25 protein-coding genes are annotated in these 24,884 nt (G+C 68.0%); 16 read left to right on the plus strand and 9 right to left on the minus strand.

Features of this window, described 5'->3' with window-relative positions; translation table 11 throughout:
• Nucleotides 1–70 precede the first annotated feature (70 nt).
• Entirely contained in the window at nucleotides 71–3,280 is a 3,210-nt protein-coding gene (locus tag V6V89_RS11230; protein WP_334618963.1) for a S8 family serine peptidase, read from the plus strand.
• 42 nt (nucleotides 3,281–3,322) lie between these two features.
• On the opposite strand, the gene V6V89_RS11235 is transcribed toward V6V89_RS11230, so the two are convergent.
• Entirely contained in the window at nucleotides 3,323–3,640 is a 318-nt protein-coding gene (locus V6V89_RS11235; protein WP_334618964.1) for an SDR family oxidoreductase, read from the minus strand.
• Between the two features lie 345 nt (nucleotides 3,641–3,985).
• Between V6V89_RS11235 and V6V89_RS11240 the strand changes: the two genes are divergently transcribed.
• Nucleotides 3,986–4,459, plus strand: coding sequence for a SigE family RNA polymerase sigma factor (locus V6V89_RS11240; RefSeq protein WP_442935119.1), 474 nt, complete (start codon nucleotides 3,986–3,988; stop codon nucleotides 4,457–4,459).
• Nucleotides 4,459–5,652 (plus strand): hypothetical protein, encoded by a 1,194-nt coding sequence (locus V6V89_RS11245; RefSeq protein ID WP_334618966.1) that lies wholly within the window; start codon nucleotides 4,459–4,461, stop codon nucleotides 5,650–5,652. Before V6V89_RS11240 ends, V6V89_RS11245 begins: the two co-directional genes overlap by 1 nt.
• Nucleotides 5,653–5,833: 181 nt before the next feature.
• On the opposite strand, the gene V6V89_RS11250 is transcribed toward V6V89_RS11245, so the two are convergent.
• The 6 genes from V6V89_RS11250 to V6V89_RS11275 all read right to left on the minus strand — a co-directional run bounded on the left by V6V89_RS11250 (nucleotide 5,834) and on the right by V6V89_RS11275 (nucleotide 9,212).
• A complete protein-coding gene (locus V6V89_RS11250; RefSeq protein ID WP_334618967.1) occupies nucleotides 5,834–5,962 on the minus strand; it encodes a hypothetical protein in 129 nt (42 codons plus the stop codon).
• 24 nt (nucleotides 5,963–5,986) lie between these two features.
• Nucleotides 5,987–6,556: a hypothetical protein gene (locus V6V89_RS11255; protein ID WP_334618968.1), complete on the minus strand. Its 570-nt coding sequence runs from the start codon at nucleotides 6,554–6,556 to the stop codon at nucleotides 5,987–5,989.
• 9 nt (nucleotides 6,557–6,565) lie between these two features.
• Nucleotides 6,566–6,784, minus strand: a complete 219-nt coding sequence (locus V6V89_RS11260; protein WP_334618969.1) for a hypothetical protein — start codon at nucleotides 6,782–6,784, stop codon at nucleotides 6,566–6,568.
• A 444-nt stretch (nucleotides 6,785–7,228) separates the two neighbouring features.
• A complete protein-coding gene (locus V6V89_RS11265) occupies nucleotides 7,229–7,993 on the minus strand; it encodes a hypothetical protein (RefSeq protein WP_334618970.1) in 765 nt (254 codons plus the stop codon).
• Nucleotides 7,994–8,269: 276 nt separating this feature from the next.
• Nucleotides 8,270–8,638 (minus strand): hypothetical protein, encoded by a 369-nt coding sequence (locus V6V89_RS11270; RefSeq protein ID WP_334618971.1) that lies wholly within the window; start codon nucleotides 8,636–8,638, stop codon nucleotides 8,270–8,272.
• A 58-nt stretch (nucleotides 8,639–8,696) separates the two neighbouring features.
• The gene (locus V6V89_RS11275; RefSeq protein ID WP_334618972.1) at nucleotides 8,697–9,212 is read right to left on the minus strand and encodes a YxiG-like protein; all 516 of its coding nucleotides are present in this window, start codon (nucleotides 9,210–9,212) and stop codon (nucleotides 8,697–8,699) included.
• Nucleotides 9,213–9,623: 411 nt separating this feature from the next.
• Here V6V89_RS11275 and V6V89_RS11280 point away from each other — a divergent pair, with 411 nt between their 5' ends.
• From V6V89_RS11280 to V6V89_RS11290, 3 genes are read left to right on the plus strand one after another with little or no spacing between them, the layout of a single operon-like run.
• Entirely contained in the window at nucleotides 9,624–10,214 is a 591-nt protein-coding gene (locus V6V89_RS11280) for an RNA polymerase sigma factor (RefSeq protein ID WP_334618973.1), read from the plus strand.
• A gap of 4 nt (nucleotides 10,215–10,218) precedes the next feature.
• Nucleotides 10,219–10,833, plus strand: coding sequence for a hypothetical protein (locus V6V89_RS11285; RefSeq protein WP_334618974.1), 615 nt, complete (start codon nucleotides 10,219–10,221; stop codon nucleotides 10,831–10,833).
• Nucleotides 10,834–10,854: 21 nt separating this feature from the next.
• Entirely contained in the window at nucleotides 10,855–14,115 is a 3,261-nt protein-coding gene (locus V6V89_RS11290; RefSeq protein ID WP_334618975.1) for a S8 family serine peptidase, read from the plus strand.
• 296 nt (nucleotides 14,116–14,411) lie between these two features.
• Here V6V89_RS11290 and V6V89_RS11295 read toward each other — a convergent pair whose 3' ends face one another.
• Nucleotides 14,412–14,939 (minus strand): hypothetical protein, encoded by a 528-nt coding sequence (locus V6V89_RS11295; RefSeq protein WP_334618976.1) that lies wholly within the window; start codon nucleotides 14,937–14,939, stop codon nucleotides 14,412–14,414.
• A 1,195-nt stretch (nucleotides 14,940–16,134) separates the two neighbouring features.
• On the opposite strand from V6V89_RS11295, the gene V6V89_RS11300 reads away from it, so the two are divergent.
• Both V6V89_RS11300 and V6V89_RS11305 read left to right on the plus strand, forming a co-directional pair.
• Entirely contained in the window at nucleotides 16,135–16,803 is a 669-nt protein-coding gene (locus V6V89_RS11300; RefSeq protein WP_334618977.1) for a GntR family transcriptional regulator, read from the plus strand.
• 8 nt (nucleotides 16,804–16,811) lie between these two features.
• Complete coding sequence (locus V6V89_RS11305; protein WP_334618978.1) at nucleotides 16,812–17,732, plus strand: phosphotransferase family protein; 921 nt, start codon at nucleotides 16,812–16,814, stop codon at nucleotides 17,730–17,732.
• Here V6V89_RS11305 and V6V89_RS11310 read toward each other — a convergent pair.
• On the minus strand, nucleotides 17,729–19,078 hold the full coding sequence (locus V6V89_RS11310; protein ID WP_334618979.1) for a hypothetical protein: 1,350 nt from the start codon (nucleotides 19,076–19,078) through the stop codon (nucleotides 17,729–17,731). The two genes, V6V89_RS11305 and V6V89_RS11310, sit on opposite strands and share 4 nt — an antisense overlap.
• Before the next feature lie 661 nt (nucleotides 19,079–19,739).
• Here V6V89_RS11310 and V6V89_RS11315 point away from each other — a divergent pair.
• From V6V89_RS11315 to V6V89_RS11350, 8 genes are all read left to right on the plus strand, one after another.
• Nucleotides 19,740–19,997, plus strand: coding sequence for a DUF6284 family protein (locus V6V89_RS11315; RefSeq protein WP_334618980.1), 258 nt, complete (start codon nucleotides 19,740–19,742; stop codon nucleotides 19,995–19,997).
• A 148-nt stretch (nucleotides 19,998–20,145) separates the two neighbouring features.
• Complete coding sequence (locus V6V89_RS11320) at nucleotides 20,146–20,361, plus strand: hypothetical protein (RefSeq protein ID WP_334618981.1); 216 nt, start codon at nucleotides 20,146–20,148, stop codon at nucleotides 20,359–20,361.
• Complete coding sequence (locus V6V89_RS11325; RefSeq protein ID WP_334618982.1) at nucleotides 20,358–20,507, plus strand: hypothetical protein; 150 nt, start codon at nucleotides 20,358–20,360, stop codon at nucleotides 20,505–20,507. The genes V6V89_RS11320 and V6V89_RS11325 overlap by 4 nt, the downstream gene beginning before the upstream one ends.
• Entirely contained in the window at nucleotides 20,504–21,400 is an 897-nt protein-coding gene (locus V6V89_RS11330; RefSeq protein ID WP_334618983.1) for a hypothetical protein, read from the plus strand. The genes V6V89_RS11325 and V6V89_RS11330 overlap by 4 nt, the downstream gene beginning before the upstream one ends.
• Before the next feature lie 256 nt (nucleotides 21,401–21,656).
• Nucleotides 21,657–21,821, plus strand: a complete 165-nt coding sequence (locus tag V6V89_RS11335) for a hypothetical protein (RefSeq protein WP_334618984.1) — start codon at nucleotides 21,657–21,659, stop codon at nucleotides 21,819–21,821.
• 93 nt (nucleotides 21,822–21,914) lie between these two features.
• Nucleotides 21,915–22,328 carry a transcriptional regulator gene (locus V6V89_RS11340; RefSeq protein WP_334618985.1) on the plus strand — a complete coding sequence of 138 codons (414 nt, stop codon included), beginning with the start codon at nucleotides 21,915–21,917 and terminating at the stop codon, nucleotides 22,326–22,328.
• On the plus strand, nucleotides 22,325–22,576 hold the full coding sequence (locus V6V89_RS11345; protein WP_334618986.1) for a hypothetical protein: 252 nt from the start codon (nucleotides 22,325–22,327) through the stop codon (nucleotides 22,574–22,576). The genes V6V89_RS11340 and V6V89_RS11345 overlap by 4 nt, the downstream gene beginning before the upstream one ends.
• Nucleotides 22,551–24,770, plus strand: coding sequence for an FtsK/SpoIIIE domain-containing protein (locus V6V89_RS11350; protein ID WP_334618987.1), 2,220 nt, complete (start codon nucleotides 22,551–22,553; stop codon nucleotides 24,768–24,770). The genes V6V89_RS11345 and V6V89_RS11350 overlap by 26 nt, the downstream gene beginning before the upstream one ends.
• The last annotated feature ends 114 nt before the right edge of the window (nucleotides 24,771–24,884 follow it).

Genomic DNA, 24,884 nt, shown 5'->3' on the forward strand with positions numbered 1-24,884 from the left:
CCTAAGGCTTGTGAGAATACTTCGATGGCTTGCGGCATCCGCGAGCCTGACGTTGGCCCTTTCCGGGCCCGTGCCCACCACGGCACATTCGGCCAATGCGCTTCCGGACGACACGGTCACGCTGGTCACCGGCGACGTCGTGCGCACCCGGGACGGCAAGGTGGTCGCGGTCGAGGCGGGCAAGGGACGCGCCCGGATCGGCTTCGCCGCCGAGCGCCGCGCTGGCCATCAGTACGTCTATCCGTCCGATGTGCTCGGACTGCTGGCCGCCGGCCGGCTGGACCGGCGGCTGTTCGACGTGACAGGGCTGCTCGCGGTCGGGTACCGCGACAAGATGCCGCTCCTCGTCCAGCACTCCGGAGGCGCGAAGCGGTCGAGCGTACGCCAACTGGCGGACAAACGCGCGACGGTGACCGCTGAGGTGCCGGTGGTCGACGCGTTCGCTGTGAAGGCAGCCGCCAAGGAGACCGGTGCACTGTGGACCGACCTGCGGTCCGGTCTGGATCAGGGGGCCGTGCGCTCGGTGCTGTTGGACGGGGTCAGGAAGGTCCTGCTCGACCAGAGCGCGGCCCAGATCGGCGCCCCAGCGGCCTGGCAGTCCGGCTACACCGGTCGTGGCGTCGTGGTCGGCGTACTGGACACCGGCGTCGACGCCAGCCACCCCGACCTGGCCGGCCGGATCCGCGCCAGCGAGAACTTCACCGAGTCGCCAGAGGCGGGCGACGTCATCGGGCACGGAACCCATGTGGCGTCCACCATGGCGGGCAGCGGTGCTGCCTCCGGCGGTCGGTACAAGGGAATCGCGCCGGAGGCCACCATCCTCGCCGGCAAGGTGTGTGAGGACAGGTCGTGCTCCGAGTCGGCGATGATCGCGGGCATGCAGTGGGCCGCCGAGCAGGGCGCCTCGGTCGTGAACGTGAGCATCGGCGGGCAGGACAGCCCAGGCGTGGACATCGTCGAAGACGCGGTCAACCGGCTCAGCGCGCAGTACGGCACACTCTTCGTGATCGCGGCCGGCAACTCCGGCCCCGACATGGTGGAGTCACCATCCACAGCGGACGCCGCCCTGTCGGTCGCCGCGGTCGATCGGCGGGACGCCATCGCCGACTTCTCCGGCGGCGGTCCCCGGCTGGGCGACGCCGCGCTCAAGCCCGAGATCGCGGCTCCCGGCACCGACATCGTGGCCGCCCGCTCGTCGCTGGTGCCGGCCGAGGATAGCGAGCACTACATGGCCCGAAGTGGTACGTCGATGGCGACGCCCCACGTCGCCGGCGCTGCCGCGCTGCTCGCCCAGAAGCATCCACAGTGGAGCGGCCTCGAAGTCAAGGCCGCGCTGATGAGCACCTCGCGGTGGCTCGACGGGGTGGCCCTCGACCGGCAGGGTGCGGGCCGGGTCGACCTCGGCGCGGCCATCAACGCGTCTGTGGTCGTGGACCACGGCAGCCTCAACCTGGGCCGGCCAAAGTGGCCGCACGAGGACGACGCACCGATGGCCAAGGTTCTCACCTACCGCAACACCGGCACCTCGCCGGCGTCGGTCGCCGTGACCGGAGAGTTGACCGGCCCCGGTGGAACCGCCGCCCCGGCCGGGATGCTTACGGTGTCGCCGTCGACGGTGACGATTCCCGCCGGAGGCACGGCGACGGTCACCGTCACGATGGACACGTCGGTGGCCGCTCCGGACGGCCGGTACAACGGCCAAATCACCGCCACAGTGGGCGAGAACTGGGTGCGGACGCAGGTGTCCGTGCTGCGCGAGCCGGAAAGCTACGACCTGACCGTGCGGGTGATCGACCGGCACGGCGCTGCTGCGACCTCGTACAACAGCGCCGTCACGTCGTGGACCGGTGAGCAGGTGACGTACCAGATGACGCCGCAGGGATACACCACTCGGGTGCCCGCCGGCGACTACAGCGTAGGCGCCGTGATCGCGACCGATCCTGACAGTGAGAACGAAACCATTTCGCTGCTGGCGCGCCCTCACCTGCGGCTGAAGGCGGACACCACGGTCGTGCTCGACGCCCGGACCGCCGGCGCGGTCGACATCACCGTGCCCGAACCCGGCGCAGCACCGGTGATGTCGCTGGCCAGCTACACGACGACCGGCGGTGACGGACTTGATTACTACTTCTTCTACGAAGGAACCGACAGGTTGTTCCTCGGCCAGGCCGGCCCCGCGGCCAGATCGTCGGCGTTCAAGTCCTTCGTCGCCACCCACTGGGCCCGGTCGGACGGCAACGGCTCCTACTGGGACACCCCGTACATGTACAACGTGGGCATCGGCACCAACGGCGGCATCCCGACCGGGCTCACCCGCCATCTTCGCCCCCGGGACCTGGCCGTCGTGCATCAGAGCGTGCACGGCCTTCCGAACACCGCCGGTGGGATGGGCTCACGGGTGGACAACGCGTTCTTCTCCGCCTCCACCCGCATGCGGCTGCCCGCGCGCCGGACCGACTACTTCGCTGGCACGAACGTGATCTGGTCCAGCGAGATGGTCGACATCGGACCGGTCGACGATCCAACGACGGTGGCCTTCGCCATCCAATCTGGCCTCGTCTACCGGCCGGGACATTCGTACCAGCAGACCTGGAACACGGCGGTCTTCGGCCCGGCGTTCTACAGCCGCTCAGCCGGCGAAACCTCGACGGTCGGCGTGACCCGAACAGCCGACGACGAGTTCAACGCGTACTTTGGGATGCTGGTCGACCCTGTGCCCGGCCGGTTCGGGATCGCAGGCAAGATCCAGGCAAAGCGGAGCCAGACCGCCCTCTATCGGAACGGGGAACTCGTCGCGAACTCCGGCGTCGCCGGAATTCTCTCGGCCACGCTGCCCCGCGATGACTCCGCGTACCGGCTGGAGGCGGAAGTCGACCGCACCGGGCTGTTCCCGATATCCACCAAGGTGTCAGGCTCCTGGTCGTTCCGCTCCGCGCACTCGGCCGACCCGGTGACGCCTCTTCCCCTAATGACCGTGCACTACGCGCCGGCGCTGGACGGCGCGTACAGCGCACCGGCGGGCCGAAAGTTCACCATCCCGGCGCGGGTCAGCCACCAGGCCGGCTCACGGGCCAGCACCGTCACCGGCCTCACCGTCGAAGTGTCCTACGACGACGGTGCGACGTGGAGCCCGGCGGCGGTGAGTGGACGCGGCGCGAACTGGAAGGCGTCGGTCACCCATCCGGCTGGCGCCGAGCACGTGTCGCTGCGCACCGTGGCGAAGGACAAAGCCGGTAACGAGGTCGAGCTGACCACGCTCCGCGCGTACCTCCTGCACTGATCAGCGAAGGGGCCCTTGACCAGCCGCTCAAGGGCCCCCTCTTTAACGGATGTGCTCGTCGACCCACTGCTCGAACGTGCGGGCGGGTTGGCACGTCACCCACTCGGCGTCACTGACCGCGGCGGGCCCGCCGTCGATGCCTTCGGGCTCGGCGTAGAGAAACACCTGGGCGATGCCGTGCAGCGCGGCACCGAACGTGTCGGGCTTTGCGAGGTCGAGCAGCACGGTCTCGACCCCGTCGGGCACCTCCAGGCGCCCGGGCTCGCGGCTCGACGCGCGTAGGACGTGGCCTGCGGCGTGCAGACGTCGTAGGACGCCGCCGCCGACAGTGCCGCGCGCGCCGGTGATGAGGGTGGTCATGGGTTGCTGTCTCCTTGTGTGAAGGAGGCCATCGAGCGGGCGCTTGCCGCGCCACGGCTCCGCCCGGGGATCCGGGTTACATATATGCATGATGTCATGCACGTGGTTGCGAGGACGGCGCCGACGGGGAGGTGACCGTCGGCGTGGTGGCCGAGCGTCTCGCGGTAGACCCGCCGGAACAGGAGCGGCTGGAGTTCGCCCGGCTGCTGCTCAAGTACGTCGACGCGATCGACGCGCTACGAACCACAGATTCCGGGACTTGATCCCAACCCGGCAGCGCCTTAGCGCATCTCTACGGGGCGAAGGGAGGCGCGAGTGGATGCCTTCGATGGTTTTACGGACTTCATGGCGACGAACGGATCGGCGCTCTCGAAGTTCGCGTACCTGCTAGTCGGTAATCATGCCGACGCGGAGGACCTGCTGCAGAACGCGTTGACGAAGACGGCGGTGCACTGGCGGCGGGTTGCACGGTACGACAACCCGGCGGCCTACGTGCGGCAGGCCATGGTCAACGAGACCTACGGCCGGTGGCGCCGTAAGCGGTTGCTGCAGATGGTCTCCGTGACCAAGGTGCCCGAGCGGCAGACTCCGGACGCGCTCCGTGCCTCGGACGATCGCGTCGACGTCTGGCGCGCGCTGGATCGACTCGCACCGCGCCAACGAGCGGTGCTCATCCTGCGTTTTCACGAAGACCTGTCGGTGGAGGAGACAGCCGCGCTGCTGCGGTGCTCAACCGGCACGGTCAAGAGCCAAACCCATGCCGCTCTGTCGCGGCTCCGTGCCCTGGCCCCCGAACTAGCCGATTTGAGGGTTTCCTGATGTCCAACCTGCGAGCAGTCCTTGAACGTGAGGCCGCCGAAGTGCGCACGTACGACGTCGGGGCCAACGTGCTGCGTGCGGCCAGGCGCCGCCGCCGCTTGCGTACCGTGACGAGCGCCACCGCGGTCGTCGCCGTCCTGGCCGGCATGGCCGGCATCTTCGTAACGCTGCGGCCCGAAGGCCCCACCCTCGTCGCTGCCGACCGCCCAGCGACGGCGAATGCACTGCCGTGGCTGCCGGAGACCGTCGACTCGACGGTGGCCGAACCGCCCCAACTCCCCACCGACCGCGGCGTCGGAAAGGGCGCCCTGTTGTACCAGCCGTGCAACCAGCCGTGCGCCGCGCGGCTCGTGGCCCAGGACGGCACCCAGTACACGCTGCCGAAGGTCGCCCAGATGCCGCCGACCGTTCCCCGGACGGCCACGCTGTCGCCGGACGGGCGCTGGCTGTCCTACCCGGACGCCTCCGGCAACTACCTGCTCCGCGACCTGACCGGCACGAAGACGATGCCGACGGCCAACCGGCGCGCGGTGGGCTGGTCGTCCGACAGCACCTGGGTGGGCCTCGCCGACGCCAGCTCCGAAGACGGCGTCACGGTCATCAAACCACCCACCGAAACCGCCGCGGCGCGCTCGCTGCCCGCCGATGACACCCGCCCGCTCGCTGGGCTGACCACGGCTGGCGCGGCCGTGTTCGGAGGTTCTGAAGCGCACGAGGTCGGCGACCCGGACATCGACCTGTACCTCGTCGACGACGCCGGCAAGGGCCGTTCCGTGCCCGTCAAGATGGAGGGACAGCTCGGCTCGAAGGAAGACCTCCACTCCGGAAAACTGATCCGGACGGTCGACGACGAGACCCTTCTGGTGCAGCTCATGGTGCAGAGCGACAACGAGACCACACAGGTGCCGGGCGATCTCTTCCACATCGACGCGGTCTCGGGCGAGGTGATGGCGAGAATCCGCCTGCCCCAGCCGCTATCCCGCACCACGGTGCAGGGCGAAACCGCTACGACCTCGAAGGGCGAAACGTTCCGGACGTTGGCCGCTGTGGTGCCTGACGGGGTCCTGCTCAAGGTGATCCGCGACGGGGCACCTGTATCGATAGAACTTCTCGACCCGGCGACCGGCGATCGAAGCACGATCGCGACCTTCAAGGGCATGGTTGCGTCGGCGATGGTTCCCGGCGAATCCTAGGAGTACTCGGGAACTGGACGAATGTTTCCAATCGCGGTTCGGCGGTGGTGACTGTGGTGGCGGGGCGCCTGGGAGGTCCGGGCGCCCCGCGCGGCAATGCCTTGACCTCGGTCAGCTGTGCTTGATGATCCCCGGAAGCGCCTTCTCCGCCAGGTACGTGTCGGTGAAGTTCAGCCAGCAGTCACCGCTGGTGATCGCGCTCCTCGGCCAGTTCCATCCCGGGAACGAGCCGCAGCGCCACCCGCATCGCGCCGTACCGCGTCGCGAGGTCGCGGCGCATCTCCTCGGTGACCGACGCCGCTTCGACCACAACGCGGTTGCGCTCGGCTTGGACCTACGCCGTCCGCAACTGGTCGTAGCCGGGGATGTCGGTCTGCTCCAGGACCTCGTCACGCACCGAGGTCAAATCCTCCAGCGAGTAGGTGAGGCGCTTCGTTGCGGGTGTGATGCTGACCTCCGGCGCCGCACTCGGCTCCGTGGGGGTGGAGGATTCCACGGCGTCCTTGTCAGCGACAGGTTCCGGGCCACCGTTTCCGGTGGTCTCCTGACCGTCCCCTTCGGTCAGCTGCGCCGAACTCGCCCAGATGGTCGCTGCGGCCTGCTGCAGCACAAGCGAAGGCGCGGTAACGGTTACCGGGGCGACGAGCGTCGTCTCGTTGTACAGGTAGGGCGGGCTGAACTGGGTCGGATTCGACTCGGCGCGTTCCTGGGCGAACCGGAGCGCCCGGCGGTACTCGGCCGGGGCCGCTGACAGATCTCGGTAGGGGTCGGCCGTGAAGACAGCGACGGCATCGGCGGTAGCCGGCACGTCACCAGTGATCTCAGCAGAAGCAGGTCCAGCCGCGACGACGACGGCCGCGCTGGTAAGCGCGGCCGCCGTGCAGGATAGGAGAATTTTTCGCACCCGGGCAGACTAGTCACCACCGATCACCCGGTCTAGATCATAAACGTGCGAACGTCCCCAGTGGACCTTCTCGATGCGTGCGCGGAGGGCTTCCACGGCGCGTGCCGGCTGCTCGGCCTCGCTGGCATTACCTGACGGGTCGTCGTCGCCGACCGCTCGCGGCCGATCTGCACCTCGCGTGCCGCGGATCGCGGATGTCACCATCAGGGTCGTCATCCGAGCCGACATGATCGACTCCATCGGCTCGGCAGCCGCCAGCCTCGCCGGTCAGGTGCCACCCCTGCCGGGGCAGAGGCAGTCGACCGAGACCGAGAAACAGAGAGGGCGGGCGCACAGCGCCCGCCCAGAATTCCGTTCCCATGTTTGGTGTGCACCCAACCTGTCAGCATACGAACCCTCAGCCGGTGATTGAGGGTCCTGGATGTGTGGTTACTCCGGTGCACGCGAAGGTGCGCCGGGACGGGTACACCCGTTCTGTGCGGTGATGGCCAGCGGCGCCGTGCTCGCCGGGTCGTTGGTGGGCACGGGCCGCTGGGCGCCGTCGAGGGCGTCTACCGCGAGTGCGCAGGAACGACGCCAAGCACTTGAGTCCGGCGATGAACATGGTCGATCCGGCGTGGCATCCAGATCTGGCCTCCCGCCCGCGTTTGCAACCGAGATGGGATACCACTCTCAGGACTCGCTGACGTTCCTGGTGTAGATGAGCGAATGGAGCGTGCCGCTGACCGCTGCCCTCACCTGGCGCACCGCCGTCGGATTCGCCGCCGACAGACGCTCTGGGCCTGCACGCTCAACCAGTTCGATGGCAAGCCACTGCGGCCAGCGGTCAGCGTGCGAGCGGATCGCCGTCGCGTATGGCGAGTAGCCCAGCTCGCGGCCGCCCATCCGGCCGGCGGTGCGGTGCAGCGCGTCGGATAGCACCTGCGAGGTCAACGCGGTGTCGGGCAGGTCGCCGGGCAGCGCGCAGATGCTTTCGCTGAGGTGCCGCTCGCACCTGTCAAGGTCGTCGTATCGCCGTCTCGTCGCTTGCTCATCGAATGCCAGGTCCGGGTCCTTGTAGGCCTCGACCGTGTTGAAGCTGACCGATGCGCCGGTGTAGGCGTCGACCACCCGCCGCAGCGCCTTCCGCACGCTTTTCAGGTCGCGGTCCGGATCCAGGTGCGGTTCGAGGTCCAGTTCGCGGGCAATGGCCCGGTCCTCCTCGGACAGCACGGAGACCTGCTGGCGGTATGGGCACCGGATGAAGAAGCTCGCCACCGGTATGTAGGTCCAGCCCGGGAACATCCCGCGCGCCTTGTCCGGGCCACAGAACATACGCAACTGTCCGACGGACCGGATCAGCAGCAGCCGGCCGAACACCGCCCTGGCCCGCTCGACGTCTTCGGTGACCACGCGCAGCAGCTCAGCTCGTTGCCGTCTCGCCTCCAGCCAACGCATGCAACGATGGTCGCCGATCCTGCTGCTGGCCGCCATGGGCCGGGCGTGCGCTCTCTCGAGGGACGGGTCGTGGCCTGTCGAATCAGCCTCGCGACCCAGGCCCCACGTACCGATCCCGACATCTGCGGACTCGACCGGGCACTTCGACCGAGACGCCACACCTGATGTTCTGCGGCCAGCCCCAAGCCAAAATCACCTGCGCGGATCTGTGGCCGCAATCCGAGCGTGGATCACAGGCGCGGCCCGGGCCACCCGGCGCGTCCAGCCCGGCGACGATCACGGACGGGGCCGCTGGCGGAGGTTGTCGAGGAGCCCTCTCGCCTGCTCGTGTCCATGGTGGAGGGCCGCCCGGTAGAGCTGTTCGGCTTTGTCCGGGTGTCCGGCGCGGACCAGGAGGGTGTCGAGCCTGGGCAGGCACCTGCCTTCGCCGGACTTGCCCCGGCCCCGCTGGAGCGCCAGTGGTGGGTGAGGACGAGCTGCCCTGGTCACAGGTGCCGCGCGAGCAGTGGCGCTGGCACATTGCTGCTGCCGCTCCCGGCCGTACCGCCGGGGGAAGGTGCCCTGGAACGGGCCCGCGAGCAGAGCCGCGCCGCGTGCCCGGCCGTCGACCGGGTACGCCTGGCCGCGCTGATCACATCCGCCCACCGGCATGGCCCCCCGAGGCCACATGTGATGCCCATCGCGTCGAGGACGCCGCAACGCCCTACGGGAGGGCGACCTTGAAGTCCGGTCCAGTGTCAGACACGACGAACGGCGCGTGCCCGGTTTCGACCCTATCGACGACCAAGTCCGCGAAGACCAGAGACAGGTTGTGGCCGTTCGTCTCGATGGACGCTTCGTAGAACTCAAACCCGAGATCGTGCGACCACCGCTTGGCATCAACCGAATCCCGCACGAGCTTCATCCCCGGATACAGCGCCTGCCACCTGACGCCCCACACATACCCGTCGAGGTCGCGTCCCTGGGCGTGGTGAACGAGCAGTGGGTCGAGTGATCGTTTCCAGATCTCCGGCGGCAGAGCCGATGTGATCACGGCGCGAACGCAGTACTTGAACCGATACCGGAGGTGCTCCGGAGCCACGCCGGTACGAGGATCGGCGGTGGCGTAGACGAAGAGGTCGTAGTCGCGCATGTAATCGACGAAGCCATGAAACACGATGGCTTGATCGAAGACGTCGTCAAACGCCGCCTGGATTTCGGAGATGTCCACCACCAACATGATCGCGCATCCCCGCGCTCATGACGAGCGACGCGGCCCGCTGCCGCTCTACCCGAAAATCCGGGGGCGTTGACCGAGGTGCCGTCCGCCAGGAACCGTGTCGTCGCCTGAGGCAGCCAGCGCACCGTGCGTGAGCATGCCGGTGACCCGCAGGACTACTCGGGTATCTGTGGACCGCTTTACTCAACGCGCTTTGCGATGCCCACCGCCCGTGGTCGCGTGGCTACCGGTGGGCGAGCGGCCGGGTAGGGTGTCGGTGGGCGTCACCTGGTGTCGTTGCCGGTGATGGTGTCGAAGCCACAGTTAGGCGCCGGGGGTTCTTCCGGCCAAAAACAGAAATCAGTGGCGTCCTCGTGCCGAGGTCAGGGTGGCCGGTGTAACGGGAATCCGACCGGGCCGCAAGTAATGAACGTGAGCGAAACAATGGTCGAGTCACATCCACGCCCCGGGACGGGGCAAGCAGCCGCGCCCCCGGGCGGCGGTCTGCTGGTGGAGTTCGAGACGGTGTATCGGGCCAACTTCGGTGTTGTCACCGCGTTCTTCGCGCGACGAAGTACCGATCCACAGACGATCGCCGATCTGACGTCGGACACCTTCGTCCAGGCGATCGTGTCATTTCCGACGTTCGATCCTGGGAAGGGCACCGCGCGGGCGTGGTTGATCGGCATCGCCAGGCGGGTGTTCGCCAAGCACTGTGAGTCCACCAGCCGCACCAGGGACCTGGTTCTGCGGCTGGGCGGGCACCGTGAGCTTGACGTGGACGAGGCCGCGGAGCTGGTGGTGCGGATCGACGCCGAGCGCGAGGGGCGTGGCCTGCTGGACGCCATGACCTCGCTGTCCGCGCTGGAGCGAGAGGTGGTCGAGTTGGTTGACCTGGTCGGCATGACGCCCAAGGAGGCGGCGGTGACACTCGGCGTCTCGTCGGGTGCGCTTCGGATCAGGCTGTTTCGGGCGCGCAACGGGTTGCGCGCTCTTGCGGGACGGAAGAAGGGGCAGGACTGAGGTCATGGGCAAGTTCGAGGAGCGATTGTTCGGCGATCTCGTGCAGCGGCACGGGGGCGCGATCAGCGAGGCCGTCCGTCCGGCGCCTCGCCCGTCGAGTGTCCGTCCACTGTGGATTGCGGCTGGGGCGTTGACGGTCGCCGGGTCGATCGCGATCGCGGTGACCGGCTTCGGCGGAAACAGCCCGGCGTTCGCGGTGAGCAAGGACGCCGATGGTGTGGTGACGCTGTCCATCAAGGACATCCGCGCGGTGGACGCCGCCAACGCCGAGCTGCGCAGGATCGGCGCCCCGGTCCTGGCTGTCCCGATGACGGTGGACTGCAAGGACACGTTCGAGATCGACGAGGGCTTTGTCGGCGAGATGAGCGGCACCGTGGCAAGCGGCAGCGGCGATGAGGGCTCGGTCACCGTGCGGACCAAGGGCCTGCGGCCGGGCTCCACTGTGCTGGTGGCCGCGAAGAAGGACGGCGACGAGTTCACGTTGAGCGACGGCTTTGCGGTGCGGGGCACGGCACCGAGCTGCCTGCCTGACGTTCCCGACGCTGCCGACGTGCCGGGTGGCTCCACCGGCGCCGGCGTGAGCGTGGTTCCTGTCTCGCCGACCGGGCCGGGGCGGTAGGACGTGAGGTCATTGGGGAAGGTGAAAAGGACGGCGATCGCCGCCGTCGTCCTGGGCATTGCCGCTGCCGGCCAGACCGCGTCGTCGCCGCACGCGGCGGCGGCGCCGCAGCCGGGAGCGACGGTGGAGCAGCGCTCGGTGACGCTGCTCACCGGCGACAAGGTGATCCTTGGGCCGACACCTCAGGCGCCCGTGCGGATCGTCCGGGCCAAGGGGCGCGAGAACATCGGCTTCTCGGTGCGGAAAGACAGGGGCGGTGTGTACGTTGTCCCGGCCGATGCGGCGAAGCTCGTCGCCGGCGGTCAGCTCGACGCGCGGCTGTTCGACGTGGCCGGTCTGGTTGCGCAGGGCTACGGCGACGCGGACGGGAAGACGCTGTCGGTGATCGTGCAGTACCAGCCAGGAACGAGTCGCACCGCCGCGCAACCTGACGGCGCGCGGGTCACCCGCCAACTCCCGGCGGTCGGCGGCGCGGCGCTGCGGATCACCAAGGGCGACAACGCGTACTGGAAGTCGATCAGTGGCGGTGGCACGGCGCCGAAGGCGCTCGGCGCCGGGGTGGCGAAGGTGTGGCTGAACGGGATCCGCAAGCCGCTTCTGGACCGCAGCACCGCGCAGATCGGCGCTCCGGCGGCGTGGCGGGCCGGGTACACCGGCAAGGGCGTCATGGTGGCGGTGCTCGACACCGGGGTGGACGACTCCCATCCCGACCTGGTCGGCAGGATCGCCGAGGCACGCAACTTCACCGAGGATCCGGACACAGTAGACCGGGTGGGCCACGGCACCCACGTGGCGGCCACGATCGGCTCCAAGGACGCCGAGTACCGGGGTGTGGCGCCGGAGGCCACGCTGGTCTCGGGCAAGGTTTGCGTCCTGGAGGGCTGTCCTGACGACGCGATCATCGCTGGCCTGCAGTGGGCCGCTGCGGAACGACGCGTCAAGGTGGTCAACCTGAGCCTTGGCGGCCAGGACTTTCCGGGCGTCGACCCGTTGGAGGAGGCGGTCAACCGGTTGACCGCCGAGCACGGCACCTTGTTCGTCGTCGCCGCCGGCAACTCGGGCACGGAAGGTGACGAGACGGTCGGTAGCCCGGCCTCCGCCGACGCCGCGCTGGCGGTTGGCGCGGTCAACCGCCGGGACGTGCTCGCCGACTTCTCCAGCCGGGGTCCACGGGTCGGCGACGGCGCGGTCAAGCCGGACATCACCGCTCCCGGCGTGGGTATCGTGGCCGCGCGGGGCAAGGACGGCATCATCGGCGAGCCTGGGCAGACCCGGGTCGCTCTCGACGGGACGTCCATGGCCACGCCCCACGTGGCCGGGGCCGCGGCACTGCTGCTCCAGCAGCATCCGGATTGGACGCCCGGGCAGGTCAAGGCCGCGCTGATGGCCTCGGCCAAGCCGACCGGGGACCTCGGCGCCTACGGCCAGGGGGCCGGCCGGGTCGACCTGGCACGCGCCATCAAGCAGACGGTGCTGGTCGAGCAGCCGAGTCTGAGCTTCGGCACGCAGGAGTGGCCGCACAACGACGACAAGCCGGTGACCAGGACGCTGACCTACCGCAACGTCGGCCCTGACGAGGTCACCCTCGATCTCGCCGTCGAGGCGGCGGCCGGACCGGACGGCAAGCCTGCGCCGGCCGGGATGTTCCTGCTGGCCGAGCCGAAGGTGACCGTGCCGGCCGGCGGCACCGGGACCGTCGAGGTCACTGCCGACACCCGCGTCGGCTCCGCTGACGGCGCCTTCACCGCACGGGTGGTGGCGAAGTCCGGCGACCTGGCCGTTGTGACGGCCATGGGTGTGGTGCGCGAGGAGGAGTCCTACAACCTCACCATCCCGGTCATCGGCAGAGACGGGCAGCCCGCGCCTGATTACGAGATCAGCCTGTACGGGTATGACCGGTTCCTCGTCAAGCGGCTCTACGACCCCAGTGGCACCGCGAACATCCGCCTTCCTCGTGGCCGCTACCTGCTGAGCAGTAGCGTCTTCACCGGTGAGAACGAGCACGACACTGTTGTGCGACCCTTCCTGGACCTGACCAAGGACCAGTCGGTCACGCTCGACGCACGCAAGACCACGCCGGTCACCGCCACGGTGCGGCGTCCGGAGGTCAAACGGCTCCACTCGCTTGTGGGTATCAACTTGAAGGCCGGGGATAGCGGGTACACCGCCGTTGACTGGGTGGCCGGGGACAGTGTTCTTCGGTCCGCACATGTTGGTCCGGACGCACCGCCCGGACGGGTGGCCGGCGTGTACCACGCGGTCCTCGCGAAGCCGGCGCCGGATGGCGGCTTCGTCGACGCGCCCTACGTCTACAACCTGGGGTGGTTCACGCCGAACAGGATGTACACCGGCACGCGAGTCGTACGCGACGACGATCTGGCAAAGGTGCGTGTGCGCACCGTGCCGCGCGGCGAGGATCAGATGGCCATGCGGGTCTCCATCCCGACGTCCACCGCGTTCGAGGGTGCCTCGGCCGGCCTGAGCATCGGATTGGACGTGCGACTTCCCAGCGAGCGGACCGAACTGTTCACCACCGACGGGGTGGCCTGGCAGACAACCAGCTCCCAGGACAACGCTCTGCAGGTCGCACCCGGCCGGCAGTACCGCCCCGGTGAGCACCGCGAGGTCTGGCACGGCGGCGGTGTGTTCGGCCCTTCCCTGCCAGGCCCGCGCTACGCGGTCAGCCACGCTCTTCAGCTGCCAGACGCCTTCTGGTTCAACGTGGCGCTGTTCAGCCCATCGTCTGACACCTGGGGGGTGACCACAGTGGACAGCGCGAGAACCGTGGTCCGCCAGAACGGGAAGGTGATCTGCGAGTCGGCGGGCGCGGGTACCTGCATCACCGACGGCAGGTACGCTGGCCAGTTCCGGGTCGAAGCCGAGGCCACACAGGGTATGACTGACGTGTCGACCCGCGTCAGCGCCGTATGGACGTTCGCCAAGGAGGACGACAAACCCGCCGACCTGCCGATCCAGGTGATCAGGTTCGGTGCGAAGCTGAACGATGACAACTCCGCGCCGGGCGGACGGATCTTTCCGATCCCCGTCCAGGTGCAGCGCAACCCCGGTGCACCGGCCACGTCGGTGAAGTCGCTGACCGTCGAGGCATCCTTCGATGACGGAGCCACCTGGCGGAAGGTGCCCGTCGTCACGTTCGGCGACCAGCGGATCGCGCTGGTGAGCAACCCCGCCAACGGATACGTGTCGCTGCGGGCCAAGGCGGTCGACAGCGCAGGAGGAACCGTAGAGCAAACCATCATCCATGCCTATCGGATCCGCTGACTCAACGCCGCGAAGGCCGGGCTGCGGCGAACGTCCGCAGCCCGGCGCCCGCCACCGCCGTCGCGCCAAGGGTGTAGGCGATACGAAAGCGCGGCGTCAGCGAGCACCCTTAGGGTGTGGACGGTCCGGCCGGCGTTCAACAACTGCCGCGTGCCAACGGCTGCGCACCAGATCGCGGCCGACGCCGACGTTGCTCACGTCGTCTTTCGTGGCCCATCCTCGTGTTTTGTGGGTGCTGATGCGACGATCCCGCTTGACGTTGCCACCGCCGGCGCGCTGGCGTTGCTGCCCTCGTGTCACCTGGCCGGCCGGTACGGTTCGGTCGTCGACGAGGCGATCAGGGCGCTCAGCGTGTGGCGGAACCGTACGATCCGGCCGCGCGGCCCGTCATCGTCCGACGACCAGAGGTTCGTCGCTGTCGTGGTGTACGTCCGTCCGCCCGATCGCAGGGTCACCACCACCAGCAGCGAACCGTCCTTTACGCTCCCCGGCGAGGACAGGTGCTGGTTGCGGGCCAGCCCAGCTCGGTGGGCGAGGGCGTAGATCCGGCGGTACCGGTCCGGAGTGAGGACATGTTCGGTGGCTCGTTGCAGGTTCCCGTCCTGGCCAGCCGGGATGATCACGCGGCCGCCGCCGAGGATGGTGACCTCCGGTACCTCCGCTGTCTCCCAGGGCCCAACCAGGCTCCGCCACTCCTTCACCTGCAGCACGGCTGTGCCGGGATCGGCGGGCGGCTCGGGCACCCGGGCGGGCGGCGCGTGAATCGACCCGGTGACCACGGCGAGGATGGCCGCCGCCTCACCGGCAAGGGTAGGCAGGCGCACGTCCGATACGACGCCCAACCCAACGGCCTGATTCCCGGGCGGCATCAGGTCAACGACAAGGACCTACGCGGCGTCTGGCCTGGCTGCTGGCCGCCTGGCCGCAGGACGAAGCTCACCACCGCGCGGTTGTCGACCAACGTCAACGACTTCGCCCTGGTGGACCTCCTCGGCCTGCTCGGGCTGCGGATCTTCGAAGCCTGCGGATCCAACTTCCCGGACCTGGGCGAAGAACACGGGCACCGGGTCCTACGCGTGCGTGGCAAAGGCCGCCGACAGTGCACCGTCCGGCTTGTCATTTCTCTGGCGGCGGCCGGTCGGTCGGCTGCTCTGGGTAGGTGCTCTCGTGGGGCCAGCTGTGCCAGCAGCTTGAGCAGCCGTCGGCTGTGCAGTTCATCCAGCCGCCGCAGACGGCGTCCGGCTCCCAGAGCACGTGGACGGTGATCGGGGTGAGGGCATTGGTCGCACGTCGTCGGTGGGGACCAGCCCGATTGGGGCTTGGTTCACGAGGCGCCTCCGTCCAGCGGGTCGACGTACTCTATGCCGCCATGGCGCCGCAGCGTCGATCGCGAGAACCGTTGATCAGGTGCACACACATGCCCCGATGAGGGCTTGGGGCCGCTACAGGAAGCTGAGCGGCCCCCGGACTCGGCCCGGCTTGAACGGGCTGCCACCCTCTCCAATTGCGGGTGCGATCATCCGGAGCCAGCGCACCTTGGGCGAGGACCGGCACAGCATAAGGCGTCGCGCAATCATGCGACGGCCCAATTAGTCGGAACCAAGATCGGTTCACTCAACTGCCGCGATCCGCGCGGCGTATCGCGTTCCAGCCGCGAGCGCGACGAGCCGCGGAGGGCTGGATGCGTCCGGTCTGTGTCCTCGACCGCGGTAACGGGCAGAGCCGGGTGGGTAAACTGAGGCGCGCGGTGCCGCATTTTATATATTCGGACAAGTCGTGTCAAGTCGTGATTTATGTGGATGGTGCCCCCGGCAGGATTCGAACCTGCGCCACCGCCTCCGGAGGGCGTGAAGGTCGCGGCGTCGAGCAGTGTCGTGACCTGCGTCAACGCTACCTCACCGCCGGCTGCGTCGGAGACGATGGCGTACCGGTGGCGTGATCATGGTTCCCGCCGTGCTTCCAAGGCTGTTTCGCTGGCGCGCGTCTACGCTGGTTGGGCTGGCGTCTGGAAGGAGTCGTGTGGATTCAGCCCAGGACTACAAGTATCGGCGCGCCGTAGCTGAGCTGCGCCGCCGCATCGAGGATGGGGCATATGGCCCGTCCGGCGAGCTTCCACCGGCACCGCGGCTTGCCGATGACCTCGGCGTGACGCCCGCAACCGCCCGTCGCGCGCTGGCCGAGCTTGACCGCGAGGGTATGACCGCTGGCCGGCGAGGTCGGCCGCGCATGGTTCTACGCGACGTCGGCCCGGTCGCCACGCGGTATGAGCGCGTTGCGGAGCAGATCCGTAGCGGCATCCAGCAAGGGGCATTCGCGGCCGGCACGCCGCTGCCGGGCGAATTAGAGTTGGCCGATCGGTTTCAGGTGGCCCGGTCAACGGTCCGGCAGGCACTCTCACTGCTTGAACAGGCGGGCGACATCGAGCGCCGATCGGGCCGCCGCTACGTTCCAGGAAGCGCCGAATCAAGCGATTTGGCATATGAGCGGGTCGCATCACAGATTCGAAAAGCCATTGCGTCAGGCAAGTACGCTGCTGGCGCGAAACTGCCGGGCGAGCACAAGTTGAGTTCCGACTTCTCGGTTAGTAGGCCAACGATACGGCAAGCGCTACAGGTTCTTGAGCACGATGGTGCGGTGTATTCGCTTCCTAAGCAAGGATGGTATGTCGGCACTAGGCGTGAGGAGTAATTGCCCTAGTGGAAAACCGGAACCGTGCGCAGTTTACGCCGGAAGCTAGCCAGGTTCTACTCGCAGAAGCGTGCAAGATTGCTGGACTGGGCTCCGCAAATGCCGAACTAATACGGCTCGGAGAAAACGCCATATACCGGCTTTCCGTTGCACCGCTCGTCGTTCGCATTGCCAGATCAGGACAAATGCTGGACGATGTACGTAAGGAGATGCGAGTAGCGCGTTGGTTGGCCCTCGAAGAGTATCCCGCCGTCCGTCTTGTCTCAGACCTGCACGAGGCCGACATTCCATTGATGGTCAGCTCCCACCCTGTCACTTTCTGGCATTTCGTTAGTAGCGCCCAGCCGTTGCCCGGACCGTCCGACCTCGGCGGGCTTCTGCGACGACTGCATGAACTACCTGTGCCTGACTGGCTAGCGCTTCCCGCTTTCCAACCGTTTGCCCGCGTCGAGCAGCGCCTCAACTGCGCTCCTCCAGAGGTAACTCCGGGGGATGTTGACTTCTTGCGCGAGAGGTTCCGGCAGTTGAAGGAGGCACTTCGCAGGCTCCAGTTTCATTTCCCCTTCGGTCCAGTTCACGGGGACGCTCATCCCGCGAACCTCCTTCGCAGTGCGAACGGTGAGGTTGTGCTCCTCGATTTCGAGGCATTCTCTTGGGGACCGAGAGAATGGGATCTCAGCCTTACGGCAGGATACCGGTATGGTTTCGAATGGCTAGATGAACGGGATTATGCCAAGTTTGTGAGCGCCTACGGATACGACGTATCTCAGTGGGAGGGCTTCCGGGTGCTTTCCGCTATCCGTGAACTCGGCATGACTACGTGGCTCATGCAGCTTGCCGGACACGACGCGGCCCGGCGTGATGAGTTTCGAGTCAGAATCGATGACCTGCGCTCTGGGCGTTATCCACGGCGGTGGCGTCCGTTCTAGATCCGACCAAGAGTATCCTTTGCGCGCTCGCAGAATTCCGCGACCTCCGCGCTCTTGACGTACGGCTGCAACCGACCGACGAAGTCTCGGACGTAACTGACGCACCGTCCGGACCGCAGGGCCGACGTGGTCGACAGCACCATATCGGCAAGCGCAATCCCCTGTTCTATTTCGCCTCGCGCCACGTGGCCTGTAGCGAGTACCGTCCGACAGAACGAGATGCTTCGCACATACATCGGGTCGTGCGTATCGATGGCCAGTCCCGCGTACTCAATTGCCCGCGGCGCATCGCCTAGGTCTCGATAGCAGTGAGCAAACTCGGCCGCCAGTTCAGCCGCATCGAAATACTGGAGCCATTCGGGCTCATTCTCAGGAATGCGCCGTGAGAACCAATTTTCAGCCTGGTCTAGGGCGTGTTCACATGCTGCGCGCTGACCCATGTTGGCAAGGCCGCGAGCTTCCATGGCGTAAAACAGGGTCATTGCTGTTGGAGTAGCCGCGCTGTGGGCGCCCCGCTGTGCTGCCCGCGCTAGGTTCACTGCGTGCTCGTAGTGCCCGAGGTAGTTAGCCTGATGGCTCATACCAGCGAGGATGCGACCGCCGAGCGCGCGATCATCCGCCTCCTGCGCTAGCCGAAGCGCTTGGATCAGGTACCGCAAGGCTGCCTGATGCTGGCCCGTGTCGTAGGCGGTCCAACCGGCGAGCCGAAGCAGGGCAGCCGATGCGCACAGCAACTCCGGAACCTTGCGGTTAGCCGTGATCCGCAACAGCGGGTCTACTTCGGACGCGATGTACTGGATGAGCGCCGATCTCGCATATCCCCCGCCGAACTGGTAATCGAGCTGAGAGAAGAGCGACGTAGAGCGCTGGACGGCGATGATCGCTCCTGTAGGGGAGACACGCTCGCGCGGCACCGCGCTGTCCGGGGTGAGTAACCACCGCACCATGACCTCAGACCACGTACTGGTGTCGAGATCGACCGTTCGTGGTGACGCACCCGCTAGGTCGATGTGCACGAGGCGGGAGATCATTTCGATGCTGTCGGTTAGGTGCTCGGCGTACTTGTCGGCCTGTACCGGATGGTTCCCTTCCGGAGGAAGCATTCCGACCTCAGCAACGGAAACAGGGCGACCCAGCTTGCGGCCGATCGCTTGCGCCACGAAGTAGGGCGTCATGCCGCGCGGCTGGACTCCGTCAAGCCATCGCCTGACATTGGCGTGGCCATAGTTGACCGACTGCCCGTGTTCTGCTGCGATCTCGCAGACGCGCCGGGCCAGCCCTTTGTTGCTCATGCTGGCGAGCCTCATCAGGGCAGCAAGGTCGCGGTTCGGCGTGTGCGAGGTCATCCCCTCCCCCCATGGGGTTCCTACGTGTCAATTCCTCGATGGTTGCACGCGGACGGGCGTTCATAAAGGCGATTGATCAGGCGGAGCACCCCCTAGAGCACCCCCTGAGCTACCAAGCGCCCCCACCGGCTCACTGCCGAGCACCCCGAATCTCCGGATTTCCTTGTCCTGCAAGCGAAACAGGCACGCAAGCGAAGAGCAAGACCCTGACCCCCTTGACGCATGCGCTGGCTCTTGTCATGCTCATGTACGTACAACAAGCTGACAAGAGCCAGCCGGATGGCGACCGGAACGGCGGAGTGGCTTCGGCTGCGACGTGCGATCCCCGGCATGCCTGCCGCGTACTTGATCTTTGAGAACTTCATAGAGGCAGCGTTGACCGGCTGCACCCTCGACGGTCAGGCGCTCTACCCCCGACCGTCGGGAGACGGACGTGAGCGGCGGCGCCAGCAACACAGCGACGGCGAAGGCCGTGAGCAGTAGTTACCTCGCATTGAGCCGCATGGCTGGCCGACCCCGGTAGGTCCCGGGTGAGCGAGGCGAGCAAGACCGGAAGGTCCGTCGCTGGCAGCACGTTTCTTCGACTTCCCCGATCGAGCCAAGGAAGACGGCGCGCGGTGTGCGCCGTCTTCCTTGGCTGGCAAGCCTTTGAGGAGACCTGATGGACAGGTTCGACGTTGGCTGCGTGGATGCGGAGCCGACTGGTGATGACCTCGCCGCGATCGAGGCTGAATGGCCGTTGATCGAGGCTGGGATAGACCTGGTGGACGCTGAGGCGCGGATGGCCGCGGCGGATCACCCGTCCGAACTGGACTGGCGTGCGCTGCGCCGTGCTCAGGCCCGTGTCCTGCGGGCCGCGACCGAGTCCTACGCCCGCTCGGCGCGTCCGGCTGGCTCGACGGTGGCGCGGGCCGCGTGATGGCCGCGCTCGCCCAGTCGGTCCGGGTCACGATCCCCAACGCTGCCGCGTGGCGGGTGTGCGACGTGTGCGGCGACCTGGCAGCTCTGGCACCGGGTGCCGAGCACTGCCGGCCGCGCAGGCGCCGCCGGCGAGCGGGTGAGCGGCAATGACGGACCTGCGTACCGCCCCGCTTCCCGCTCTCTACCCGTTGCCCCGGCCCGCCGACGATGACCGGTTCACGTTCGGGCTGGTCATCGACATGGCGGATGTGCTGAAGCTGCACGGCTTCCCGCCGATCCGCTCCGGCACGGACCTGGTCCGGCTTCAGCTAGCCCTCTTCCACTTCCTGTACGACCCCGACTCTGGGGAGGCTTCCCGATGATCCGCAAGCTTGCCGGTTGGGCAGTGCTCGCGTTCGCGCTGTTCTACGCGATCACCAACCCGACCGACACCGCCGATTTCGTCCGGACCGTTGCGTCCGGGCTCGCCCAGTTCGCCTCCGCCCTGGCCGGAGGTGGTACGCAGTGAAGACGTTCGTTGCCCGGCTGCGACTGTTGGTGCCGCTGTTCATCGTCAACGGCGCCGCCGTCTACGGGCAGATTGCCTACGCGTATGAGGACATCGCCCCGGCCGACTGGCCTTCGCAGGCCAAGCTTGCGTTGTCGGTGCTGTTCGCCGCCGCTGTGGAGTCGATCGCCATCTACGTTGGCTGGCACGCCCACGATGCGCTGTTGTCGAAGGCGACCGCGACGGCGGCCCGGCTGCGCCGTGCCTCGTATGCGATCGCGGCGGCGGTGGCTGCCATCAACTACGCCCACTTCGCCGGCGAGCACATGGCACCGACCGCCGCCGCCGTGGCGTTCGGACTGTTGAGCCTGTTGTCGCCGTGGCTGTGGGGCTTGCACACCCGCCGTGCCCAACACGTTCAACTGCGGGATGAGGGTGCCGTGGACTGCATCGGCGCCACGTTTAGCGCCGAGAGGGTACGGGCGTTCCCGTTCCGTTCGTGGGCGGCCCGCCGCTGGTCGATCGATCACAACATCACCGACCCGGCCGCCGCGTGGACCGGCTACAACGCCGCCCGCGCCGCCCGGCAAGCGGCCTATCCGTCCGGCCGTTGGGGCACGGCGTGGGCGGCCCTGCGCGGCACCCTGCCGACCTCGGCCAGCCCGACGCCGGCAGCGCCAGCCAGCGACGGGCCGACACCGCCGCAGCGCCCGGCAGCCAAGCGCCCGGCAAGCGGCACCACGACCGCTGCTAAGGCGTCCACGTCGGAGCGGGTGGCCCGTGCGGTAGCCAAGAACCCCGACGCCAGCCCGGCGCAGATCGCGGCCCGGCTGAAGGTGTCCGAGCGCACGGTGCAGCGGTACTGGCCGCGCCCGACCGACAGCGACGCCGGCTCGCTGCCGGCCGCCGCCTGAACCACCGAAAGTCGCCTGAACCCAAGTCCTGAAAGGACACGACTGCCATGAGTTGGCTGTGCAACGACCGTGACCGCTTGCTGCGTCAGCAGGTTTCCAACGCCCGGGGCCGGTTGGAGGCCCTCGCCGCCACCGAGAAGACATGGACGGACGAGACCGAAGCGGCGAACCGCGCCGTGGCCGAGACCGAATCCCAACTTCCTTGGTGGAAGCGCCTCAGCGCATAAGACAACGCTCATCTAAGAAGGGGTGCGCGATGGATTTCTTCAACCAAACCAACGTCCCTGACACCATCACAGATCGACAGTGGACAGACCTAAACCGGCGTGCCCAGAAGGCCGCGCCGCCCATGTTCAGCGACAAGGCGATACAGCAGCGCAAGGCGTCCAACGCCCAGCGCAGCCAGGCACAGAACAGCTAGCTCCGCCCGGGGCGCGGCCTTCCGGCTGCCAACCACCCGGCCGCGCCCCGGCCCCCTCCATGTCCCTGACGGAACCTCTTGGGAGGAACCTTCATGCTCGCAGATCCGAGCAGCAAGCTCGGCATGTTCGGGGCGGTGTTCGCCGCCCTGTACGCCGCTCACCAGGTGGCCGACCACTGGGTGCAGACCCAGTGGCAGGCGGACACCAAGGGCCAGCCCGGCTGGCTCGGCCGCCTCGCCTGCGCCGCGCACGTGGCCACCTACACCCTCACCGCCGCCATCGGGATGACCGTGTCGGCGGTGTCGCACTACATCGCGGACCGGCGTACGCCGCTGGCACGGATCGCCGCCGCGCTCGGCTCGGCCCGCTTCCACGCCTTCGGCGCACCGCGTCCGGGTCGGGACGACAACCCCACCTTGGGGACCGGCGCCTACGCCCTCGATCAGGCGTGGCACGTCGGGTTCCTGTTCGTGGCCGCGCTGTGGATCGCCGGGGGTGCATCGTGACCGCTCCCAGCCTCGCCGCTGCCCTGACCTACGCGTGCACCGACTTGGACGACTTCGCCGCCGCGCTGGCAGATCTGGCGGAGGCGATCGAGCGCCGGGACACCGGCGACACCCTCACCCACCTAGACCGGCTCGCCGCCGCCGACCCGGACGGCGCGGACGCGCTGGCCGACTACCTGACATTCGCTGGCCTGTTCGACCCCGAGGAAGGAGGCACCTGCGATGACGACACACCCGAACGACGGTGACGGCTTCGACTGGCGCCGCGCCGAAGACGACATTGCCGACGTGGTCGACCTCGACGCGGCCCGCGAGCGGCGCGGCGGTGACGACAACCCGCCGCCACCGGCCGCCGACGGTGGCGACAGCCGCGACAACAGCCGCGACGACAGCCGCGACGACAGCGACCCGCCCCCGTTGGTGGACAGTGTCGCCGCGCAGCGGGCACCGCGGTTCACCCTCGCCGCGATCCGGGGTGCACAGCGGCTGCCGGTACTACCGGGCTGGCTGCGCTCGGCGGACGAGCTACGCGACGCGGCCCGTTGGGTGGTCTCCCACTACACCCACAAGATGCTGTTTCACGGCGTACGGCTGCCGGTCTATGGCGGCAAGCTCGCCTTCCGCGTGCCGGTCGGTGCCGCTCGCCTGTTGGCCGGGACGGGCCGGTGGGTTGCCGACACCGAAGGAATGCCGGTGCGACTCGCCGCCGTACGCCGCGAAGACGCGGAGCAGTACCTGAAGCTGTCCCGGCAGCGCGACGCCCGCGTACGGCTGCGCACCCTGATGCTGACCGCCGCGCTGTTGCTGGGCGTGCCGACGGTGGCGGTACTGGCGGTGCTGGCGCCGACGTGGGCGAAGTTCGCCGCACTCTGCGCCGCTGTGGTGGCGTTCGGCTACCTGGGCCGCCCGGCGGACCGGCCGCTGCTGGGCACGGCGGTGGTCACGTCGGAGGCACCGAAGCTAACCAGCGAAATCGTGATCCGCGCCCTTGGCGCGCTGGGCATCGCGGAGATCAATAAGGCGATCGGCAAGGGGTGGGGGCCGCGAGCGTTCCCGGCCCCGATCACCCGCGACGGTCCCGGCTGGCGGGCAGAGGTTGATTTGCCGTACGGGGTGACGGTCACCGACATCATCGAGCGCCGGGACCGGCTCGCGTCCGGTCTGCGCCGCCCGCTGGGCTGCGTGTGGCCGGAAGCCGCATTCGAGCAGCACGCCGGCCGCCTCGTCTTGTGGGTCGGTGACCAGGACATGAACAAGGCCCGCCAGCCGGTATGGCCGCTGCTCAAGGGCGGGAAGGCGAACATCTTCGCCCCGCTGCCGTTCGGCACCGACCAGCGGGGCCGCCAAGTCGCGATCCTGCTGATGTTCGCCAACATGCTCATCGGCGCGATGCCCCGGCAGGGCAAGACGTTCGCGCTACGGGTGCTGCTGTTGGCCGCCGCGCTGGATCCGACGGTGCGGATGCTGGTGTATGAGCTGAAAGGCACCGGTGACCTATCCAGCCTGGAGAAGGTGGCGCACGACTACGCCTCCGGCGCCGACGACGCCGCGATCGAGCAGACCATCGAAGGGCTGCGGTGGGCGCACAAGGAGCTGGACAAGCGGGCCAAGACCATACGCGGGCTACCCAAGGACATCTGCCCGGAAAACAAGGTCACCCCGGAGCTTGCCGCCAAGCGGTCGTTGGGCCTGTTTTCGCTGCTCATCTCCATTGACGAGTGCCAGGAGCTGTTCACCCACCCGGTGCACGGCAAGGAAGCCGAAGAACTCTGCACCGCGATCATCAAGCGCGGCCCGGCGCTGGGGATCATGCTGGTGCTGGCCACGCAGCGGCCGGACAAGGACAGCCTGCCCACCGGCATCAGCGCGAACGTGGGCATCCGGTTCTGCCTGCGGGTGATGGGCCAGGTCGAAAACGACATGGTGCTCGGCACGTCCGCCTACCGCAACGGGGTGCGGGCCACCACGTTCGGGCCGCGTGACAAGGGCATCGGCTACCTGGTCGGTGTCGCGGACGATGCGCAGATCGCCCGTTCCGCCTACCTCGACGCCCCGGCCGCCGAGCGGATCGCGGACCGTGCCCGCGCCGCCCGCGCCGCCGCTGGCACCCTGTCCGGCTACGCCGCCGGTGACGTGGCCGGCACCGGCACGCAGACGGTCACCGTCAACGTGCTGGACGACATCGCCGCCGTCGTCCCGACCGGGGAGGCGAAGGTGTGGTGCCAAACCGTGGCCATCCGGCTGGCGGAGCTGCGCCCGGACGTGTACCGGGGTTGGGACGGCGAGCGGGTCACGCTCGCGCTCAAGCCCTACAACATCAAGGTCGGGCAGACGTGGGGCACCGACCCGGACACCGGCAAGGGCGCCAACCGCAGCGGGTTCGAACGCGCCCACCTCATCGCTGCGATCACCGAGCGTAACCGGAAGCGGGACGTGGGCTGACCGCCACACGGTTCTAGGTCTAGGACTGACCGGGTCCTAGACCTAGAACCGCTCCTAGGACATCAACTCGATCACACGCAGGGCGCTAGAACCCTAGCGCCCTGCCCTCAGCGT

Origin of the sequence: Micromonospora sp. CPCC 206061 (assembly GCF_036906915.1) — a bacterium.
In the GTDB taxonomy this organism is placed as follows: domain Bacteria; phylum Actinomycetota; class Actinomycetes; order Mycobacteriales; family Micromonosporaceae; genus Phytohabitans.

Excerpts from the sequence above, each read along its gene's own strand:
- V6V89_RS11285 (WP_334618974.1), top strand. The coding sequence starts at position 10,219 with ATGGGCAAGTTCGAGGAGCGATTGTTCGGCGATCTCGTGCAGCGGCAC.
- V6V89_RS11265 (WP_334618970.1), bottom strand. The coding sequence starts at position 7,993 with ATGCGTTGGCTGGAGGCGAGACGGCAACGAGCTGAGCTGCTGCGCGTG.
- V6V89_RS11320 (WP_334618981.1), top strand. The coding sequence starts at position 20,146 with ATGACGGACCTGCGTACCGCCCCGCTTCCCGCTCTCTACCCGTTGCCC.
- V6V89_RS11275 (WP_334618972.1), bottom strand. The coding sequence starts at position 9,212 with ATGTTGGTGGTGGACATCTCCGAAATCCAGGCGGCGTTTGACGACGTC.
- V6V89_RS11315 (WP_334618980.1), top strand. The coding sequence starts at position 19,740 with ATGGACAGGTTCGACGTTGGCTGCGTGGATGCGGAGCCGACTGGTGAT.
- V6V89_RS11310 (WP_334618979.1), bottom strand. The coding sequence starts at position 19,078 with ATGACCTCGCACACGCCGAACCGCGACCTTGCTGCCCTGATGAGGCTC.
- V6V89_RS11245 (WP_334618966.1), top strand. The coding sequence starts at position 4,459 with ATGTCCAACCTGCGAGCAGTCCTTGAACGTGAGGCCGCCGAAGTGCGC.
- V6V89_RS11260 (WP_334618969.1), bottom strand. The coding sequence starts at position 6,784 with ATGTCGGCTCGGATGACGACCCTGATGGTGACATCCGCGATCCGCGGC.
- V6V89_RS11350 (WP_334618987.1), top strand. The coding sequence starts at position 22,551 with ATGACGACACACCCGAACGACGGTGACGGCTTCGACTGGCGCCGCGCC.
- V6V89_RS11335 (WP_334618984.1), top strand. The coding sequence starts at position 21,657 with ATGGATTTCTTCAACCAAACCAACGTCCCTGACACCATCACAGATCGA.
- V6V89_RS11325 (WP_334618982.1), top strand. The coding sequence starts at position 20,358 with ATGATCCGCAAGCTTGCCGGTTGGGCAGTGCTCGCGTTCGCGCTGTTC.
- V6V89_RS11235 (WP_334618964.1), bottom strand. The coding sequence starts at position 3,640 with ATGACCACCCTCATCACCGGCGCGCGCGGCACTGTCGGCGGCGGCGTC.
- V6V89_RS11340 (WP_334618985.1), top strand. The coding sequence starts at position 21,915 with ATGCTCGCAGATCCGAGCAGCAAGCTCGGCATGTTCGGGGCGGTGTTC.
- V6V89_RS11240 (WP_442935119.1), top strand. The coding sequence starts at position 3,986 with ATGGCGACGAACGGATCGGCGCTCTCGAAGTTCGCGTACCTGCTAGTC.